General features: G+C 70.0%; 12 protein-coding genes. 2 read left to right on the top strand and 10 right to left on the bottom strand.

The window, feature by feature from the left end; translation table 11 throughout:
- Positions 1 to 56: 56 nt before the first annotated feature.
- On the bottom strand, positions 57 to 3,176 hold the full coding sequence (locus R8F63_14635) for an FtsX-like permease family protein (GenBank protein ID MDW3219848.1): 3,120 nt from the start codon (positions 3,174 to 3,176) through the stop codon (positions 57 to 59).
- A complete protein-coding gene (locus tag R8F63_14630; protein MDW3219847.1) occupies positions 3,176 to 3,919 on the bottom strand; it encodes an ABC transporter ATP-binding protein in 744 nt (247 codons plus the stop codon). Before R8F63_14630 ends, R8F63_14635 begins: the two co-directional genes overlap by 1 nt.
- Before the next feature lie 104 nt (positions 3,920 to 4,023).
- Between R8F63_14630 and R8F63_14625 the strand changes: the two genes are divergently transcribed.
- Entirely contained in the window at positions 4,024 to 4,869 is an 846-nt protein-coding gene (locus R8F63_14625; protein ID MDW3219846.1) for a phytanoyl-CoA dioxygenase family protein, read from the top strand.
- Positions 4,870 to 4,931: 62 nt separating this feature from the next.
- Here R8F63_14625 and R8F63_14620 read toward each other — a convergent pair whose 3' ends face one another.
- The 4 genes from R8F63_14620 to R8F63_14605 all read right to left on the bottom strand — a co-directional run bounded on the left by R8F63_14620 (position 4,932) and on the right by R8F63_14605 (position 10,209).
- The gene (locus R8F63_14620) at positions 4,932 to 7,478 is read right to left on the bottom strand and encodes an FtsX-like permease family protein (protein MDW3219845.1); all 2,547 of its coding nucleotides are present in this window, start codon (positions 7,476 to 7,478) and stop codon (positions 4,932 to 4,934) included.
- A 3-nt stretch (positions 7,479 to 7,481) separates the two neighbouring features.
- Positions 7,482 to 8,252: an ABC transporter ATP-binding protein gene (locus tag R8F63_14615; protein ID MDW3219844.1), complete on the bottom strand. Its 771-nt coding sequence runs from the start codon at positions 8,250 to 8,252 to the stop codon at positions 7,482 to 7,484.
- A gap of 110 nt (positions 8,253 to 8,362) precedes the next feature.
- Positions 8,363 to 9,028, bottom strand: coding sequence for a response regulator transcription factor (locus tag R8F63_14610; GenBank protein MDW3219843.1), 666 nt, complete (start codon positions 9,026 to 9,028; stop codon positions 8,363 to 8,365).
- Positions 9,025 to 10,209, bottom strand: a complete 1,185-nt coding sequence (locus R8F63_14605) for a histidine kinase (protein ID MDW3219842.1) — start codon at positions 10,207 to 10,209, stop codon at positions 9,025 to 9,027. The genes R8F63_14610 and R8F63_14605 overlap by 4 nt, the downstream gene beginning before the upstream one ends.
- Positions 10,210 to 10,302: 93 nt before the next feature.
- Here R8F63_14605 and R8F63_14600 point away from each other — a divergent pair, with 93 nt between their 5' ends.
- A complete protein-coding gene (locus R8F63_14600; protein ID MDW3219841.1) occupies positions 10,303 to 13,773 on the top strand; it encodes an adenylate/guanylate cyclase domain-containing protein in 3,471 nt (1,156 codons plus the stop codon).
- Positions 13,774 to 13,779: 6 nt separating this feature from the next.
- Here the strand turns inward: R8F63_14600 and R8F63_14595 are convergent, their stop codons facing one another.
- The 4 genes from R8F63_14595 to R8F63_14580 all read right to left on the bottom strand — a co-directional run bounded on the left by R8F63_14595 (position 13,780) and on the right by R8F63_14580 (position 18,280).
- The gene (locus R8F63_14595; GenBank protein ID MDW3219840.1) at positions 13,780 to 15,246 is read right to left on the bottom strand and encodes a DUF4173 domain-containing protein; all 1,467 of its coding nucleotides are present in this window, start codon (positions 15,244 to 15,246) and stop codon (positions 13,780 to 13,782) included.
- Positions 15,243 to 16,262 (bottom strand): ATP-binding protein, encoded by a 1,020-nt coding sequence (locus tag R8F63_14590; protein MDW3219839.1) that lies wholly within the window; start codon positions 16,260 to 16,262, stop codon positions 15,243 to 15,245. The genes R8F63_14595 and R8F63_14590 overlap by 4 nt, the downstream gene beginning before the upstream one ends.
- Positions 16,262 to 16,933 (bottom strand): response regulator transcription factor, encoded by a 672-nt coding sequence (locus R8F63_14585; protein ID MDW3219838.1) that lies wholly within the window; start codon positions 16,931 to 16,933, stop codon positions 16,262 to 16,264. The genes R8F63_14590 and R8F63_14585 overlap by 1 nt, the downstream gene beginning before the upstream one ends.
- 117 nt (positions 16,934 to 17,050) lie before the next feature.
- Complete coding sequence (locus R8F63_14580; protein MDW3219837.1) at positions 17,051 to 18,280, bottom strand: DUF222 domain-containing protein; 1,230 nt, start codon at positions 18,278 to 18,280, stop codon at positions 17,051 to 17,053.
- Positions 18,281 to 18,316: the final 36 nt, after the last annotated feature.

The following is an 18,316-nucleotide window of genomic DNA, read 5'->3' as shown; positions in this document are numbered from 1 at the left end:
TTTCTGGACCCGAACTGAGGGGATTTCTGGGCCGTACGGCCCACCAGCACGTCCGGTCAGCCCTGCGAGATCGCCTCGAGGACGTTGAGCCGGGCGGCGCGGCGAGCCGGGATGATCGCCGCGGCGATGCCGGCGATCGATGCCAGGGCGAGGTAGGCGGCGAGCGTGCCGACCGGGATCGAGACGGAGCTGATGAACGTGTCGGGGATGACGGTCACCGCCGCGGCGCCGAACACCGTGCCGAGGACGACGCCGAGAAAGCCGCCGAACGCGGCGATGATCGCGCCCTCGAAGAGCACCATGCGCATCATCTGGCGACGGGTCATGCCGACGGCGCGGACCAGGCCGAGTTCGCGGGTCCGTTCGAAGACGGACAGCGCGAGGGTGATCGAGATACCGAGCACGGCGACGAGGATCGCGGCGAGGAGCAGCACGGTGAAGGTCTGGAGGAACTGGTCGATGATCCCTTCCTGGCGCTCCTGGAACTCGTCGCGGGTGTCGACGTTGACCGGGTAGTCGACCGCCACGGCCTCGATCGCGGCGCGGGCGTCCTCGGTGTCGACCCCGTCGGCCACGAGCAGGCTCACGAACTGGTCGTTGGCCGTCGGGAAGTGGGATTCCCAGAGGCTGAGGTCCACGACCGCCGAGCCGTAGATGCTCAGATCCTCGTAGATCGCCGCCACTCGCACCTGCTCGATCGACCCGTCGTTGAAGGTGATCCCGAGGGCGTCACCGACGCTCAGTTCGGTGTCGGCGGCGACGTCCTCGTGGATCCAGATCGAGCCGGGCCCGACGAGCGAGGGATCGAGGTCGAGGAATCCGGGGTCGAAGTGGTCGAGGGAGGTCTCGAGCTCGACCGCCGAGGCGTCGCGCGTCGACCCGTCGACGCTGAATCGGAAGGCTTCGAAGGCGAATCGGAAACTGATCGCGGACTCCACCTCGGCGACGTCGTTCAGGTCGCCGGCGAGCTCGCGACTGAACGAGGTGTTGGGGGCGAAGTTCTCGTGGGAGATGAAGAAGTCCGAGATCACGCGCTCTTCGAGCACGTCGGCGAAGGTCGCCTTGAACGAGTCGGTGACGACGGCGGCGGTGGTGACGAGAGCGAGGCCGATCATCAGCGCCGCGGCCGCGGACGCGGTCCGCTGCGGGCTCCGGCCCGCGTTCTCACGGGCCATGCGGGCGTTGGCCTTCATGGTCGTGGGCAGCTTCCTGCGGGCCACCGCCGCGAGCACCGTGGCGACCGCGCCGACGAGGAGCGAGGTGATCGTGGCGGCGCCGAAGTCGAACGTGAGGACACCGATGACCCCGGTCACCAGACTGATCACACCGATCGCGCCGATGCCGAAGACGATGACGCCGCCGAGCCCGGCCGGCCACGACCAGCCCATGATGAGGCTGGCGTCCACCGTGCGGTAACCCACCCGCGCGATCAGAGCGCCGAACAGGCCGAGGAGCACGACGGCCAGGGCGCCCATCGCGGTGGCGTCGCCGCTTCCGAAGACATCGGCGAGGAGCTGGACCAGGAGCACGGCCGCGCCGACCAGGGCGCCGACCCCGGCGAGGGTGAGCGCGATGCCGCCGAGGAGCAGCAGGATCGCGAGCGGCCACCGTCCGAGGAAGTGGCTCACGGGCCGCGCCAGCCGCGGACTGATGGCGTTGACCCCGAGGAAGAGCGTGACCGCGGCGACGGCCAGCAGGAGCAGGAGTTCGCCGACGTCGAGATCCAGCACCACGGTGAGCACGATGGAGATGGCGCCGAACCCGAGCATGGCGAATCGACCCGCGGCGGCGTCGATGCGACGGAGGCCGTAGGCGTTCGCGAACGCGGCGCCGAAGCCGAACAACGGGATCACGATCCAGACCGGCCAGTCGGAGTCGCCGCCGATCGCGATGCCGATGACGTAGAGCGCCCAGGCCCCGATCACCAGGGGCACGCCGATCGCGAGATTGCGCACGGGGACGATCTGGCGCAGGCGGCCGTCCTCGCGCAGCGCCATCATCGGTGTCAGGTGCCGGGCCCGCAGGGCGGGGACGATCGCACTCGCCATCGTCACGATCACGCCGACCGCCACGCCCCAGATCAGCGCGGTGCGGGTGATGATCAACTCGCTGGTCGACGGACCGAACTGCAGGGTGCCGAGCAGCCACCCCATGAACCACCCGAACCCGATCCCGAGGACGATGCCCATGGCCGTGGACGCCACCCCGACCAGCAGCGCCTCGCCGAGCAGTGCCTTCGTGACCTGGTTGCCCGAGGCGCCGATGGCCCGCAGCAGACCGAGCTCGCGGACCCGTTGACCGATGAGAATGGTGAAGACGTTGAAGATGACGAACGCCGACACCGCGAGGATGATGATCGCGAACGCGAGCAGGACCGTCCGGAAGATGTCGACGAACTCGCCGAAGTCCGACTCCTGCTCCTCGACGAGCTGCTCGCCGGTGACGATCTCGAGCGTCGGTGGGAGAATCGGCTCGAGGGCGGCGAACAATTCGTCATCGGTCAGGTCGGCCGTGGTCGAGAACTCGACGCGATCGATCCCGACCCCGCCGTTGAGGACCTCGACGGCCGTCTCGGTGTCGAAGGCGACCTGGATCGTGTCGCCGAACAGCTGGCTCACTTCGGGATCCGCGAAATGGAAGATCCCGACGAGGACGAAGTCGCCCGGCCCGGTCGGCGTGTCGATGGTGTAGGTCCCGCCGAGTTCGAAGCCGAAGTCCTCCGCGGCGCGGCTGTCGATCGCGAACTCGGTTCCGGTGGCGGGGGGCTCGCCGTCGCTGATGAACAGGCGAGGTGTCGCCGAGTCCGTCGGCCAGTTGAGTCCGATGTTCACGCCGAAGGAGGCGATCAACCGTTCGTCGTCGATCCGGGGGATCACGTCGAACTTGAGGACGTAGGGCTGGACGTTGGTCACGCCCGGTACGGCGGCGATCTGATCGCTCACGGCGAGATCGAAGGGCGGTCGCAACGTGTCGTCGCCGAACTCGATCGACGTACGGACGGCGTAGTCCGTCCCTCCCTCGATGTCCTCGGCGAGGGCCGCGAACTGGGAACGCTGCGCATCGGTGAAGACGAAGACACCGACGGTGAACATCACGCCGACGGTGACCGCGGAGCAGGTGAGGAGGAAGCGGAAGGGCTTCCCCGCCACGTTGCGCCGGATGAGCTTCCAGATCATCAGCGCAGTCGCTTCATCTGGTCGATGACCTGCTCGGCGTCGGGGTCGATCATCTCGTCGACGATCTTGCCGTCGGCCAGGAAGACGACCCGGTCGGCGTAGGCCGCGGCGACCGGATCGTGGGTGACCATGACGATGGTCTGGTCGAGCTGGTCGACCGCCTTCCTCATGAAGTCGAGGATCTCGTTGCCGGTGGTCGAGTCGAGGTTGCCGGTCGGCTCGTCCGCGAAGATGATCTGCGGCCGGCTCGCCAGCGCGCGGCTGACGGCGACGCGCTGCTGCTGGCCGCCCGACAGCTCGTTGGGCCGGTGATCGACGCGATCCGCGAGCCCGACGGTGCGGATGACCTCCTCGAGCCACGCCGGGTCGGGGGTGGTGCCGGCGAGGTCCATCGGGAGGGTGATGTTCTCGAGCGCGGAGAGGGTGGGCACGAGGTTGAACGCCTGGAAGACGAAGCCGACGTTGTCCCGCCGCAGGAGGGTGAGGTCGCGCTCGGCGAGCGACGACAGGTCGGTGTCGCCGATGAAGACCTGGCCGGCGGTGAGCGTGTCGAGCCCCGCCTGACAGTGCATCAGGGTGGACTTGCCCGAGCCGGACGGCCCCATGATCGCGGTGAACTTCGCCCGCTCGAACTCGACGTCGACACCGTCGAGGGCGCGCACCTCGGTGTCGCCCTCGCCGTAGATCTTGGTGGCGCCGACGGCGCGGGCCGCCGTGCCGGCGGTGACAGTGGCTTGCGTCATGCGAACTCCAGTGGGGGATGGACCGTCAAACCTTACGCAGCGGGTGCGACAGCGTGGCGACTTCGGCGATGGTCTGTGGTCACGTCGTCACCTAGCATCGCCCTGTGCTGACGCGAGCGGGATACCTGTTCCTCCGCGACGACGGGCCGGAGGCGTCGCACCAGCTCGAACGCGAGGGGTACGCCGTGCTGCGGGCGGTGTTCACCGGTGCCGAGATCGCCCGGCTGCGTCGTGAGATCGAAGCGGTCTTCGCCACCGAACGGCCGCCGGTCCGGGTCCGGGGACGAACGGCCGCGGACTACGCGGACTTCCGCCACGGCATGCTGAACAAGAGCGCCGCCGCGCAGGAGGCGGCTGGGCATCGGGGCATCCTCGACGTGATCGAGCCACTGCTCGGCGAGGACTGCCATGTCATCGCGAACACCAGCTGGCGCAACCAGCCCCACGATCCGCGGGCCGTCGACGGGGGTGCGTGGCACTGCGACGCCGGGCCCCACGTGCCCCGGGCGCCCGGCGTGCCGTGGGACGACCGCATTCCGTATCCGGTGTTCGCGATCGGCGTCCACATCCTGCTGCAGGACTGTCCGCTCGCGTGCGGGCCGACCGGCGTGCTGGCGGGGAGCCATCGATCCGGGCAGGCGCCGCCGTTGCGGCCCGTGAGCCGCCTCGGGGTGCTCTACGAGAACCGGGGTCCGGTGCCGCTCACCGGCGAGGCGGGCGACGTGGCGATGTTCGTGTCGGACACGTGGCACCGCCGCCTGCCCCCGATCCCGAGCGGTGACACCGGCCGGTTCTTCCTGCAGGTCCACTACGGCCGGCGGGACCTCGCCCAGCGGATCGAGCTCACCGAACACGTCAACCATCTCCGCTATGCCGCGGTCCGGCGAGCGAAGACCGACCGGGAACGTCGCCTCGTCGGCCTCCACCCGCCGGGCTTCTACGACGCCTGAGGTGAAGCGGGGGTCAGACCCCAGGTGAAGCGGGGTCTGACCCCCGCTTCACCTGCTTCGTCTCAGTGGCTGATGGCATCGAGGACGTCGAGCTTGCCGGCGCGTCGGGCCGGTAGCCATGCGGCGACCAGCGTGGCGAGGGCGGCGAGCACGACGACCTGGATGATCGGCGCGACCGGGATGGTGAGCGATCCGCCGAAGCTGTCCTGGGGCAGCGCCTGCACGACGCCCCACCCGAAGACCGTCCCGGCGCCGACGCCGAGGACGGCGCCGAAGAGGGCGACCAGCACGGCCTCCCAGCGGATCATCCGCCTCGTCTGGCGCCGGGTCATGCCGACCGCCCGCAGGAGACCGATCTCCCGGGTGCGCTCGTGGACCGACAGCGCCAGGGTGTTGGCGATGCCGATGAGGGCGATCACGATCGCCAGCGCCAACAGGGCGTTCACCACGAGCAGGGACGAGTCGATCGTGTCCTCGAACGACTGCTGGAACTCCGAGGTCGTCGAGATGTCGACCTGCGGGTAGGTCGCCTGCAGCTGCGCGAGGAGGGGGGCGACGTCGGCCGTCGACACGCCGTCTGGCAGCGACGCCGCGATCCATTCGTCCGTCGTGGCGGCGAGGCCGTCGTCGAACACTTGGTCCGGCACGAGCGGGTCCTCGAAGATCGTCTTGTCGGCGTAGATGCCGCGGACCTCGAGATCCGTCGTCGTCCCGGCGGCGAACTCGATCGGCACCGTGTCGCCCACGCCGACGCCGAGATCGGCCGCGAGCTCGTCGTGGAGCAGGATCACGTCCGTCGCGTCGCTGTCGGGGATCGTCCCGGCCTGCAGATCGATGTCGAACAGCTCGTCGATCGTGCCGAGGTCGAGCGCCGTCACCTCCCGCACGTCGGGTCCGAGTCGAGCCTCGTCGTAGCGCATGCCGGTGACGGCGGAGAACCGGCCGGTGGCGGCGAGCTCGTCGGCCAGTGCGGGGGAGATCCCCGAGTTGTCCTCGTTGCCGGCGATCACATAGTCGGCGGTGACCGACCGGGCGATCAGGTTGCCGAGACTCGTCTTCACGGACTCGCCCACCACATAACCCATGGTGACGAGCGACAACCCGATCATGAGCGCGGCGGCGGTGGTGGCCGTGCGGCGCGGGTTGCGACTCGCGTTGCCCCGGGCCAGCGCACCCGCCGAGCCCATGACCTTCGAGAGCGGCCAGCCGAGTACGCCCGTGAGCGGACGGGCGACGACCGGGCTGGCGAGGGTCAGCCCGAGGAAGACCATCACCGCGGCGAGGCCGAGGGTGAGGATCAACCCGATCGTCGACAGGCTCGGACCGAAGAGGCCGAAGGCGCCGAGGGCGAGCCCGGCGGCGAGGGTGGTGCCGCCGAGCGTCAGGCGCCTGCGCCCGTCCTCGGGCGTGACCGTTCCACCGTCGCGCAGCGCCTCGATGGGGGAGACCGAGGCCGCGGCGCGCGCGGGGGCGATCGACGAGACGAGGGTGACGCCGACGCCGAGGACGAGTGCGAACACGATCGTGCGGGTGGCGAGGATCGTGGGGTAGGCCGGGAGCTGGGCGCCGAGGACTTCGAAGAGCGCGTTGAGCAGGGCGGCGATGCCGACGCCGGCCACGAGGCCGATGAGGCTCGCGACGAGGCCGACGATGATCGCTTCGCCGAGGACGGACCGGCGCAGCTGGGCCGCGTCGGCGCCGATCGCCCGGAGCAGGCCCATCTCCCGGACCCGTTGGCCCAGCACGATCGCGAACGTGTTGTAGATGATGAAGATCGAGACGAACAGGGAGATGATCGCGAACCCGAGCAGCACGTTGCCGATGATCGTGACGCCCTCGTCGAACTCGGCCTGCTGCTCGGCGGTGACGGTGGCCTGGTCGACGATTTCGGCCGACGTGGCGCCGAGCAGCGCCTGGATGTCGGCCATGACGGCGTCGGCATCGGCGCCGGGCTCGAGGCTGAGAGGCACCTCGTCGATGGCGCCGGGCTCGCCGAAGAGCCGTTGGGCCTCGTCGATCGAAACGTGCATCAACGTGGCGCCGACCGTGGTGTTGTCCTCGCCGAAGCGGGTGGTGGCCGTGAGCTCCACGTCCTCCCACACGCCGGACGGCGTGATGATGTCGTAGGTCTCACCGACGACGAAGTCGTGGCGCGCTGCGGCGTCGAGATCCATCGAGAACTCGTCCGGACCGAGCGGGGCACGGCCCTCGACGATCGTGAACGTGCCGATCGAGGCGTCATCCATCCACGCGAACGTGATCTGCGGAGGACCCGAGGTGGTGATGGTCGAGCCGTCCGCCTTGATCGGCTGGATCTCGTTCTGGTCGCTCTCGATGTAGGCGACGGCGTTCTCGACACCGTCGATCGCGATGACCTGTTCGACCAGCGATTCGTCGAGTGGCATCGGATCGCCGAACTCGCTCGTGGGGCGGACGAGCAGGTCGGTGCCGCTCGTGATGTCCTCGGACAGGTCGTCGAACGTCGACCGGAGGCCGTCGCTCATGACGAAGCTGGAGACGACGAAGCCGACGCCGAGGACCACCGCGAAGGTGGTCATGGCGAACCGGGCCTTGTGGGCCGCGAGGTTGCGGAGGGTGAGTCGCAGCATCGGTCAGTTCCCCAGCGCCTTCATGCTGTCGAGCACGGTCTCCGGGGTGGGGGCGTGGATCTCGTCGACGATCTTGCCGTCGGCCAGGAACACGACGCGGTCGGCGTAGGACGCGGCGACCGGGTCGTGGGTGACCATCACGATCGTCTGGCCGAGCTCGCGCACGGCCCGACGCATGAAGTCGAGGATCTCGGCGCCGGTCGTGGAGTCGAGGTTGCCGGTCGGTTCGTCGGCGAAGATGATCTGCGGCCGGCTCGCCAGCGCCCGGCTGACGGCGACGCGCTGCTGCTGACCACCGGAGAGTTCGTTCGGACGATGGCTGGTCCGGTCGGCGAGCCCGACGGTCTCGATGACCTGGGCGAGCCAGTCGGCGTCCGGCTCCGTCCCGGCGAGGTCCATCGGCAGGGTGATGTTCTCCATGGCCGACAGCGTCGGCACGAGGTTGAACGCCTGGAAGATGAACCCGATTCGGTCACGGCGCAGGAGCGTGAGCTCGCGCTCGGACAGCGACGAGAGGTCCGTGTCGCCGATGAAGACCTGGCCGGCGCTGACCGTGTCGAGCCCGGCGAGGCAGTGCATGAGCGTCGACTTGCCGGAGCCCGATGGCCCCATGATCGCGGTGAAGTGGCCCGTCACGAAGTCGACGTCGACATCGTCGAGTGCTCGCACCGTCGTGTCGCCGGACCCGTAGGTCTTCGAGACACCGACCGCGCTGGCCGCGATGTTCGTGTGGGGGTGGATGGATGTGTCGATTGGGAGATCGAGGACTGTCATGTCTTCGACCGTACGGATGAGAGCGTCCTGCGTCGTCCGGCTGCAAGTGGATTGCGGGTCGTCCGCAAGGAGGATTCGGCCTCAGGGTCGACTCAGGGATCGACTCGGGGTCAACCCTGGCCGGGACGCACGATGCCGGACTCGTACGCCACGACGACGGCCTGCACGCGGTCGCGTACGCCGAGTTTCATGAGCACCCGGCCGACATGGGTCTTGACCGTGGTCTCGCCCACGAAGAGGGCCTCGGCGATCTCCGCGTTCGACAGCCCGCGGGCCATCGCCTGGAGCACCTCCGTCTCGCGCTCCGTGAGCTGGTCGAGGCCGGGGGCCGGGACCGGCGTGGCCGGCGCCGCCGCGGTGAACTGCTCGACCAGTCGCCTCGTGACGCTCGGCGCGAGCAGCGCTTCGCCGGTCGCCACGACGTGGACGGCATCGATGAGCCGCTCGGGCGGCGTGTCCTTCAGCAGGAATCCGGCGGCGCCGGCGCGCAACGCGTCGTAGACGTATTCGTCGAGATCGAACGTGGTGAGGATGAGGACGCGGGTGGCGGGCTGGGTGGCGATGATGCGCCGGGTGGCCTCCACGCCGTCGAGTTCGGGCATGCGGATGTCCATGAGGACGACGTCGGGCCGCTCCCGCCCGACCACGTCGATGGCCTCGAGGCCGTTCTCGGCCTCGCCGACCACCGCGATGTCGGCGGACTCGAGGATCATCCGGAAACCGGTCCGCATGAGCGCCTGGTCGTCCACCACGACGACCCGCAGGGTGTCACTCATCGCTCGTCCCCGATCATGAACGTCGCCTCGACCGCGAACCCGCCGCCCGGACGCGGCGCCGCGGCGAGGGTGCCGTCGTAGGCCTCGACCCGCTCCCGCATGCCGACGATGCCCTGGCCGGCGCCCGCCGTGATCGCGGCGGCACCTCGTCCGTCGTCGTGCACGGACACGTGCAGGGTGTCCGATGCGTAGTGGAGCGTGACCGTCGCGGAGGCTCGTCCCGCATGCTTGAGGGCATTGGTGAGCGACTCCTGTACGACCCGGTAGGCGTTCATCTCCAAGCCGGGGGAGAGACGGCGGACGTCGCCGGTGACGATCAGTTCGACGGGCATGCCCGCCTCCTCGCAGTGGTGCAGCAGCCGATCGAAGTCGGCGAGGCCGGGCGCCGGGGCGAGCTCGGCGGTATCGCCCTCGCCGCGCAGGACACCGAGGACCCGCCGCATCTCGGTGAGCGACTCGCGGCCGGTCTCCTCGATCGCCGCGAGCGCGGTGCCGGCCTGCACCGGGTTCTGGTCGATGACCCGCCGCGCCGCGCCCGCCTGCACCACCATCACGCTCATCGAGTGGGCGACGACGTCATGGAGTTCACGGGCGATGCGGGTGCGTTCCTCGGCGACGGCCCGCTCGGCCTCCGCGGCCTGTTGCTCCTCGGAGCGCGCGGCCTTCTCCTCGAGTTCGGCGAGGTACTGGCGCCGCGTGCGCAGGTTGTCGCCGAGAATCCACGCGGTGCCGAAGATGATCACGTTCGCCGGCACCGCGACCCACGGCACGTCGTCCTGGTCGGAGATCACGCCGGCGATCATCACCGAGGTGAGCAGGAGGAAGGCGGCCCAGAAGTGGCGGACCGCCTGGGGCCGGCGTCCGTGCGCCGCGATGCTGTAGACGAGGATGATCAGGGCGGGGCCGGTCGCGTCGTCGGGGTAGTCGAGGACCCAGTAGGGCGCCGTGAGCGCGGCCGTGGCCCACAGCGCCGCGATGGGTGCGGTGCGACGCCAGGCGACCGGCACGTTCATGGCGAGCACGAGAACCCAGCCGAGCGGGCCGAGGGAGCGCTGGTTGCCGTCCGGCACCGCCCAGACCGCGACGGGAATCGTGATCGCGGTCAACAGGGCGACGAGCAACCAGTCGGCGACCCGCGGGTGCGCCTGGATCCATTGCATGGCCGCGCGCGCCGGGTTCATGCCCCCACCGTACGGATTCGATGGGGTCGCGAACATCATCCGATGCGATGACCAGGGGTCATTCGCAGGGAGGATCCCGCATACGCTGGAGAAATGGAGTGCCCCAACTGTCGCAGCGATGAGGCCGACGCGGCGCGCTTCTGCAGCAGTTGCGGGCACGAGATGGCGCGTCGGCACGACGAACGGCGCCTCGTCACGGTGTTGTTCGCCGACATCGTCGGTTTCACGGGCCTGTCGGAGACCCGCGACCCGGAACAGGTCAAGAACCTCGTCGACCGCTGCTTCGCCCTGCTGGCGGACGACATCACCGCCTTCGGCGGGCGCGTCGACAAGGTGATCGGCGACGCCATCGTCGCCCTCTTCGGCGCCCCCGTGGCTCACCAGGACGACGCCGAACGCGCGGTGCGGGCCGGTCTGCGCATGCAGGAGACCGTCACCCGCTTCGACAACGAGACCGGGGTGGGCATCCGGGTGCGTATCGGTATCAACACCGGCGAAGTGGTGGTCGGTGCCATTTCCGCCGGCGACGACTACACCGCCATGGGCGACGTGGTGAACACGGCGTCCCGGCTCCAGACCGCCGCCGAACCCGGCACCGTGCTGGTCGGCGCGGCCACCCACGCCGCCACCGCCGAGGTCATCCACTTCCGTTCGATGGGGCAGCTCCACGCCCGCGGTCGCGAAGAACCGGTCAACGCGTTCCGCGCCGTCGAACCGGTCGGTCGACCCGGCGAACGTCGCGACCGACCCGACGTGCCGCTGATCGGGCGCGATCCCGAGCTCGCGGTGCTGCGTCGCGCCGTCGCCGCGGCGTATCGCCGGGGCCGCGCCCAGCTGATCGTGCTCACGGGCGAATCGGGTCTGGGCAAGACCAAGCTGGCCGAGGAGGTCGCCACGGTCGCCCGCACCGACTTCGGCGCCCTCGTGCTACACGGTCGGTGCCTGCCCTACGGCGAGGCGAACGTGTGGTGGCCGGTGGCCGAAGCGGCGCGGGGCGCACTCGACATCGACGCGTCGACGGCCCCGGAGGACGTTCCCGACCTCGTCGCCGATGGCGTGGCTTCGGCGTTCGGACCGGACGCGGATCCGGTCAACGTCGCCCGTACCGCCGAGGGGCTGCGCCATCTCCTCGGCTACGAGACCGGGCTCGCCCGACTCGACCACGAGCGGGCCGCGGAGGAGGGCACCCGGGCCGCGATCGCGCTGCTCAACGCCTTGTCGCGCAACGGGCCCGTGTTCGTCTGGTTGAGCGACATCGACTGGGCCGACGATCCCGTGCTGCGCCTCCTGGACGACTTCCTGGACCGGCTGAGCCGGCGCCGGGTCGTGCTGCTGGTCACCGGTCGGGCCGAGATGTTCGATCGCTGGAACCCGAAGCCCGGTCGCTTCAACGTCATGAGCCTCAATGTCGAACCGCTCGACGCCGACGCCGGTGACCGGCTCGCCCGCGTCCTGCTCCCGGACGCCTCGGACGAGGTGCGGGCCCAGATCGTCGAACGGGCGGGCGGCAACCCCCTGTTCCTCGAGGAGATGGCCCGCATGGTCGAGGAGGCCGACCTCGACGAGATCGGCAATCTCCCGGCGAACGTCCGCAGCGTGATCAGCAGTCGACTCGATGCTCTCGACGACGTGGCCCGCCACGTGATCGAAGACGCCGCCGTGCTCGGTCTGCGCGGGGAGGTCGTGGCGCTCGAACGGATGGCCGAGATCCAACGCGGTGAGGCCGACATCGTGAGCGCCTTGCGCACGCTCGAGCGGCTCGATCTGCTCGAGCACACCGGGCGGACCTGGGCGTTTCGGGCGAACCTCGTGCGCGACGTGGTCTACAGCCGCCTCACGAAGACGGATCGGGCCTGGCGCCACGCCGGCATCGCGAGCTGGATCGAGGCGAACAAGCACGCCGGCGGGGCGGAGATCATCTCGTACCACTACCGCCGGGCGGCGCTGCACAACCGCGAGCTCGGTGGCATCGACGGGATCGGCGACGACCTGACCGAGAAGGCGATCGAATGGACACTCGCCGCCGGCCGGGCGACCTCGGGTGCGAGTGCCGTCGAGCGGGCCGAGCAACTGTTCGGCGAAGCGCTCGGACTGATGGACGACGACGACGTTCGCAAGGCGGAGGTGCTGCTGGAACGAGCCGAGTCCGCCCTCAGCCGGTTGGACGTCGCCATCGCCGCCCGCGATCTCGACGCGGCGGGGCCGCTCCTCGAACGGGTGGACGACCCGCGACTCGATGTGCGCATCCAGCTCCTGCGCAGCGAGGTGGCCCAATGGCTCGGCGACCAGGACGGGGCGCTGCGTATCGGGGAGAACGCGCTCGAGCTGGCGCACTCGCTGCAGGATCCCGTGCTCGAGGCCGATGGCCTGCGGCGCGTCGGCATGGTGCGGCTCTTCCGGGGCGAACACGACATGGCCGAGTCGTCGATCAACCTCGCGTACGACGCCTACGGGGAGGCCGGCGATCCTCGGGGGATGGCCTGGGCCCGTCAGAACCTTGCCTGGATCTCGTACGTGTCCGGCGAGATGGGCGACGCGGAGGTGCGGCTCGAACAGGCGGTCGACGCGTTCGAGGAGCTCGGTGACCTCGCCGGCATGGCCTGGTCGCGGGGCCTGCTCGCCTATGTGCGGATCCATGCCGGTCGATTCGCGGAGGCGGACGAGCTCGCCACCCGCACGCTGGCGGAGGCGCGCGACCGTGGTGACCGCTGGGCCCAGGGGATGATGCACGTCGCCCTGGCGATCTCGGCGCTGTGGACGGGGCGGGTCGACGAAGCCGTCCGTCGAGCGCAGCGGGCGCAGCAGATCATGCCCCTCGACTCGGATCCGATGGGCCTCGTGCAGGCGATCGCCGTCGAGGCCCGCGCCCTCATCCGTGCGGGGCGCATCGCCGAGGGGTTCCGGATCCTCACCGGTGAGCTCGCCAAGGAGCCCGGTCACCCCGGCGCCCAGATCCTCGAGACCGCGTTGGCCGCGGCCGCCGCCACCGTGGGCGACGTGATGATCGGTCGCCGCACGTTCCGCGAGGTCGTCGGCTTCGACGACGACCGGCTCGGGGAGTCCGACCAGACCGTGGCCATGGCGCTGATCAGCCTTCAGCGGGGGGACGTGGACGTCGCCGTGCGCCTGTTCGATGTCATGCCGGACACACCCGGTGAAGGATCGACCTGGGGGTGGGCCGTGCTCGCCCTCGTCGCCGCCGTCGTCGAGAAGGACGTGGAGTCCCTCGCCGATGTGGTCGAGTCGTCGACGCGGACCACCTACGCTGACCGCGTGCTGGCCCGTCTCGCGCTTGCTTGCGTGGCGGCCCGTTCCGGCAACGAACAAGGGTGCCGGGTGGCACTCGGCCGGGCCTACGACGCCATCCCCGCCGGTGGCGATCGCGTGCACCCCACGGTGGTGGCGCTCGCGGAAGCGCAGTGTCTGGCGACCCTCGATGCGGAGGACGCAGCGGCCGCCGAGGTGCGGGCGATCAAGACCGCGAGTGCGCTCGGTCTGGACACGCTCGGGTGGCGCACGGCGTTCGCCGCGGCCTGTGGCGAGCCGTTGACCGTCACCGTCTGACCCGGGTCAGCAGGCGTCGTCGATGGCTCGGGCCGCGTCGACGCGCCCCCAGTTGAACACCATCACTCGATCGTCGATCGTGACGGCGCGGGCGCACACCTCGGCTCGTGCCGTCGGGTCGTCCAGGATGGTCGGGATGGCGTCGACACCCAGGTGATCGACGAGATAGGCAACGTCGAGTTGGTCCGTCTCGGCGAATCGGTCGAGGTTCCGTCGGGCCACGAGTGCTTCCGGGTTCACCAGATTCATCGCCAGCAGGAGCGTGAGGGCGACGCCTGCCACCACGCCGACCGGGTGGTGGCGGAGCCGGCCCTGCAGATGCGCGGCGACCACGAGGAACACGACGCCGATGAACGCGGCGAACACGATCGTGTAGAGCCGCAGCATGGTGAGCCCGAACTCCGCTTCGTAGAGGAACAGCCGGCGGATGGCCACGCCGACGACGACGAGGGTGAGTCCGATCGTGGCCAGTTCGAGGCGGCGGATCCGACGGGTCGCCGGCTCCGTGCCGCGGCGGCGCCACCGATCGACCGCGAGCAGGACCGCGAGGGTCAGCACGGACGCGGCCAGCAGTTGGAAGAAGCCGCTGCGGGCGTATTCCGAGTAGTCAAGGCTCGTGTTGCGCTCGACGTAGCGCTCACCTGCGCTGATCGCGACGACCTGGGCCGCCACGAACACGGCGTAGATCGCGACGACCACACCGAGCACCATCGTGGCCTCCGTCGAGCCGAGGATCCGGCGGGGTTCGCGCACGCGATCGACGATCGCCCACCCGCCGTGCCCGGCGAGCGCGGCGGTCATCATCGCCCCGAGGCCCACGACGACCAGATGGCCGGTGACCGTCGGCAGATCGAACGGCACGCTGATCCAGGATCGGAACAGGGCGTCCGACGCGGCGAGCAGGGCGATCAGCACCGCGGCGACGGGTGCCACGATCGCGAGCCCGGTCAGGGCCCGCACGATCCGCCGGGCGAGCGTGTCCCGCCCTCGCACCGTGGCCGCCACGGAACGGGTCGCCAGTTGGTGGGAGAGGACGGCCGGCTCGAGGGCGGTCGTCGGGCGGACGAGGCGGAGCACGGCGCGGCCCAGCGCCCCTGGTTCGTCGCGCACCGCGGCCGCGAGGGCGAGCAGGCCGAGCGTCGCGATGACGTTCAGGGGAACCAGCCACGGCGTCGCCCGCAGGCACAGCAGGGCGGCCGGAACGAGCGCGAGGAGGTGCAGTCGACGGGCGAGGTCGCCCTGCACCCACCCGCCGGCGCGGCCGGCGGCGACGAGCAGCGCGACGGCGACGAGCGACAACGCCCCGACGGGATGACGCACGCCGAGATCGACCGCCACACCGCCGAGCACGAGCCCGCCGAGGAGCCGCGGCCCCGGCGTGATGCGCCAGAGATCGTGCGGCGGGGCGAAGAGCCGTTCCTCGGCGCGGGGTGGGGGCGGCGTGCTCGGGGGCGGTGGCAGCGTCGAGGTCATCGGTCGGTCGCTCCCGTCAACGGCAGGTCGAGTTCGATCCGACAGCCCGAGGGCGATCCCGGCTGGGCGGTGATCGTGCCGTGGTGGAGCTCCACGACCCACTGGGCGATGGCCAGACCGAGTCCGGTGCCGCCGGACTCGGTGGACCGGGCATGGCTGCCGCGCTGGTAGCGCTCGAAGATCCGCACGGCGTCGCCTTCGGGGATGCCGGGGCCGCAGTCGATCACCTCGATGCGGGCGTCGTCGCCGCGCACCCGGCCCCGCACGATCACCGATTCGTCGTCCGGACTGAACCGGGACGCGTTGTCGAGCAGGTTCGCCATCACCTGGTGCAGTCGCTCGCGATCGGCGACGACCGTCAGATCGGCCGGCTCCATCTCGACGTGGATCGCCTGATCCGGTCGGTGGAGCCGCACCTCCTGCGCAGCCTCCCGGGCGAGGCTGCCGAGTTCCACCGGTTCGAGGGTCAGCGGGATCGCACCCGACTCGAGCCGACTCAGGTCGAGGAGTTGGGACACCAGCCGGCCGAGCCGCTCGGTCTGGGTGAGCATGGTGGCGAGCACCTCGTCGTCCGCCGCGGTCACACCGTCGACGATGTTCTCCAGGTTCGCCTGGAGGGCGGTGATCGGCGTGCGCAGCTCGTGGCTCACCATCGCGATCAGATCCCGCCGGTCCCGATCCACCTCCTCGAGTTGGAGCGCCATCGCGTTGAACGCCCGGGCGAGCTCGCCGACCTCGTCGGCCGACGTGGCCGTGACCCGTGCCCGATAGTCGCCTCTCGCCATGCGGGTCGCGGCGGCGGCCATCTCCCGCAGTGGCGACACGATGCCGCCGGCGAAGAACCACATGATCGCCACGCCGATCGCCCCGGAGATGACCGGGCGGATCCAGACCGGCCAGTCGAGCCGGAAGCCGATCGTGCTCACCAACGCGGCGATCGCGATCGCCCCGATGATGACGGCGGACAGCTTGAGCTTGATCGACGGAAGGACGTCGAGCGGACGGATCTTCGCCATCAGAGATCGCCGATCGAGTAGCCGACACCGTGGACCGTGCGGATCACCTCGTCGCCGAGCTTGCGGCGAACGGCCCGCACATGACTGTCGACCGTGCGCGCCCCGGACCCGTCTCGATAGCCCCACACGGCCACGAGCAGCTGCTGGCGGGTGAGCACCGCCGGCGCGGCGGCCGCCAGCTGGGCGAGGAGGTCGAACTCGGTCGGCGTGAGGTGCACCTCGCGATCGTCGACCCGGATGCGCCGGCTCGCCCGGAAGATCTCCACCGCGCCGAGCTGGTGATCCGGGCCGCTCGGGCCGCTGCCTTCCTCGGAGACCCGACGCAGCACCGCGTTGACCCGGGCGACCAGTTCACGAGGCGAGAACGGCTTGGTGATGTAGTCGTCCGCGCCGACCGCGAGCCCGACGAGCATGTCGGTCTCGTCGTCGCGGGCCGTGAGCATCACGACCGGGACCCGTCGGCCGGCCTGGATCCGACGGCAGACCTCGAGACCGTCGAGGCTCGGCAGCAGGAGATCGAGCACGACGAGATCCGGCTCGAGTTCGGCGCATCGCTCCACCGCCTCCGCACCGTCGTGACACATCTCCACCGCGTGCCCATCGGCTTCGAGCCGGGCGGCGACCGCGGTCGCGATGGCTGGTTCGTCTTCGACGACGAGAATGTTCCCCACGACCACACCGTAGAGACCTCCCTGTGCAGGAGTCCCGCGCCCGATGTGAAGATGTCGTGCAGACGCCTGGTCTTCAGTTGTCAAGGTGCAAGCGACCGCGACGGAGGCAAGCAGTGCTCAGGCGGTGAGCGTGAGGTACTCGGGCTCGGTGTCGGTGGGGAAGTCGCGAATGGGTGCGTCGGCGGTGGTGTCGGGTGGTGGTGCGCCGGGTGGTCGGATGGTCCAGCGGCCGTTGGTCCGGTGGAGGGTGTGGTTTCGGTCGTGGATGTTGTGGTGGCAGCGGGTGCAGACGAGGACGAGGTTGTCGATGTCGGTGTCGCCGTGGTGTTCCCAGTGGTCGATGTGGTGGGCTTCGCAGCGGTCGGGGGTGGCGCCGCAGCCGATGCAGCCGCGGTCGCGGGCGATGAGGGCGCGCCATTGGGTGAGGGTGGCGTGGCGGTGGTCGCGGCCGACCCAGATCGGGTTGGCTGGTCCGTTGAACAGGATCGGGGTGATGCTGGAGACGCAGGTGAGCCGGTCGAGCACGGATGCCGGCAGCGGCTGTCCGTCCTGGACGCATGTGGCGAGCGGGTTCCCGTCCTCGGAAGTCATGGCGGCGATGTCGATGAGGACGGTGACGTTGGACTTGGGATGGGGTGGCCGGTCGGTGTCGCGCCGGGCGCCGGTGATGAGTTGGGTGACGGCGTCGGCGAGGCGTTGGTCGTGGGTGCGGGCGGTTGTGGGGTCGGCGTTGCGGCCGCCGTCGTCGTTCCAGAGGGTTTGTTCGAGTCGGTTGATGTCGGCGTCGAGGAGTGCCCCGGTGGTTTGGTCGACGCCGAGGAGGAACATGCGCAGCCCGGTCGCCTTGTCGTCCCAGCGCTTCAGGGTGCGGGCTCGTCGTTGGGCGTCGTGATCAGGCTTCGGGTCGGACTTCTTCCGCTTGCTGATCCATTCGGTGGTGCGCTTGGCGAACAGGTCCGCCGGCGACGTCTCCGCGATCTCGACCAACTCCGCGTCAGCCGACTCGGGGTGAATCTCACGACCGGCCTTGGTGAGCGAATGGGCATGTTCCGCGGTGATCCGCCCGGCCGCCAGCGCGGCTTCCGCACGCGGCATGTCGGCCAACCCGTGCGCGGTCCGCGCCGCCCGATGAGCCGTCTTGCCTGACACCCGCCCGTGTGAGCGCAGCACACCGCGTCCGTCGAGCCCGTTGTCGTCCAACGCGTCGATCGCCCGCACCAGCCGCGCTTCGTAGTCCGCGACCGCGCCGCGGAACCGCCGCAGCTCCTCGACCCGGCCGACGAGCTCGGCACGCGAAAGACCGTCGAGTCGGTCCTCTCGCATCGCCGTGATCGTCGCCGTGAACATACGATCACCATAGCGAACATATGTTCGCCTAGCAAC

The organism is Acidimicrobiales bacterium (assembly GCA_033344915.1).
Taxonomy (GTDB): domain Bacteria; phylum Actinomycetota; class Acidimicrobiia; order Acidimicrobiales; family Aldehydirespiratoraceae; genus JAJRXC01.
The sequence above is the reverse complement of the archived record's forward strand: the minus strand, read 5'-3'. Positions and strand labels throughout refer to the sequence as shown.

Bases quoted from the DNA above. Each gene is read 5' to 3' on its own strand.
- R8F63_14635 (MDW3219848.1), bottom strand. From the start codon at position 3,176: ATGATCTGGAAGCTCATCCGGCGCAACGTGGCGGGGAAGCCCTTCCGC.
- R8F63_14630 (MDW3219847.1), bottom strand. From the start codon at position 3,919: ATGACGCAAGCCACTGTCACCGCCGGCACGGCGGCCCGCGCCGTCGGC.
- R8F63_14620 (MDW3219845.1), bottom strand. From the start codon at position 7,478: ATGCTGCGACTCACCCTCCGCAACCTCGCGGCCCACAAGGCCCGGTTC.
- R8F63_14615 (MDW3219844.1), bottom strand. From the start codon at position 8,252: ATGACAGTCCTCGATCTCCCAATCGACACATCCATCCACCCCCACACG.
- R8F63_14610 (MDW3219843.1), bottom strand. From the start codon at position 9,028: ATGAGTGACACCCTGCGGGTCGTCGTGGTGGACGACCAGGCGCTCATG.
- R8F63_14605 (MDW3219842.1), bottom strand. From the start codon at position 10,209: ATGAACCCGGCGCGCGCGGCCATGCAATGGATCCAGGCGCACCCGCGG.
- R8F63_14600 (MDW3219841.1), top strand. From the start codon at position 10,303: ATGGAGTGCCCCAACTGTCGCAGCGATGAGGCCGACGCGGCGCGCTTC.
- R8F63_14595 (MDW3219840.1), bottom strand. From the start codon at position 15,246: ATGACCTCGACGCTGCCACCGCCCCCGAGCACGCCGCCCCCACCCCGC.
- R8F63_14590 (MDW3219839.1), bottom strand. From the start codon at position 16,262: ATGGCGAAGATCCGTCCGCTCGACGTCCTTCCGTCGATCAAGCTCAAG.
- R8F63_14580 (MDW3219837.1), bottom strand. From the start codon at position 18,280: ATGTTCACGGCGACGATCACGGCGATGCGAGAGGACCGACTCGACGGT.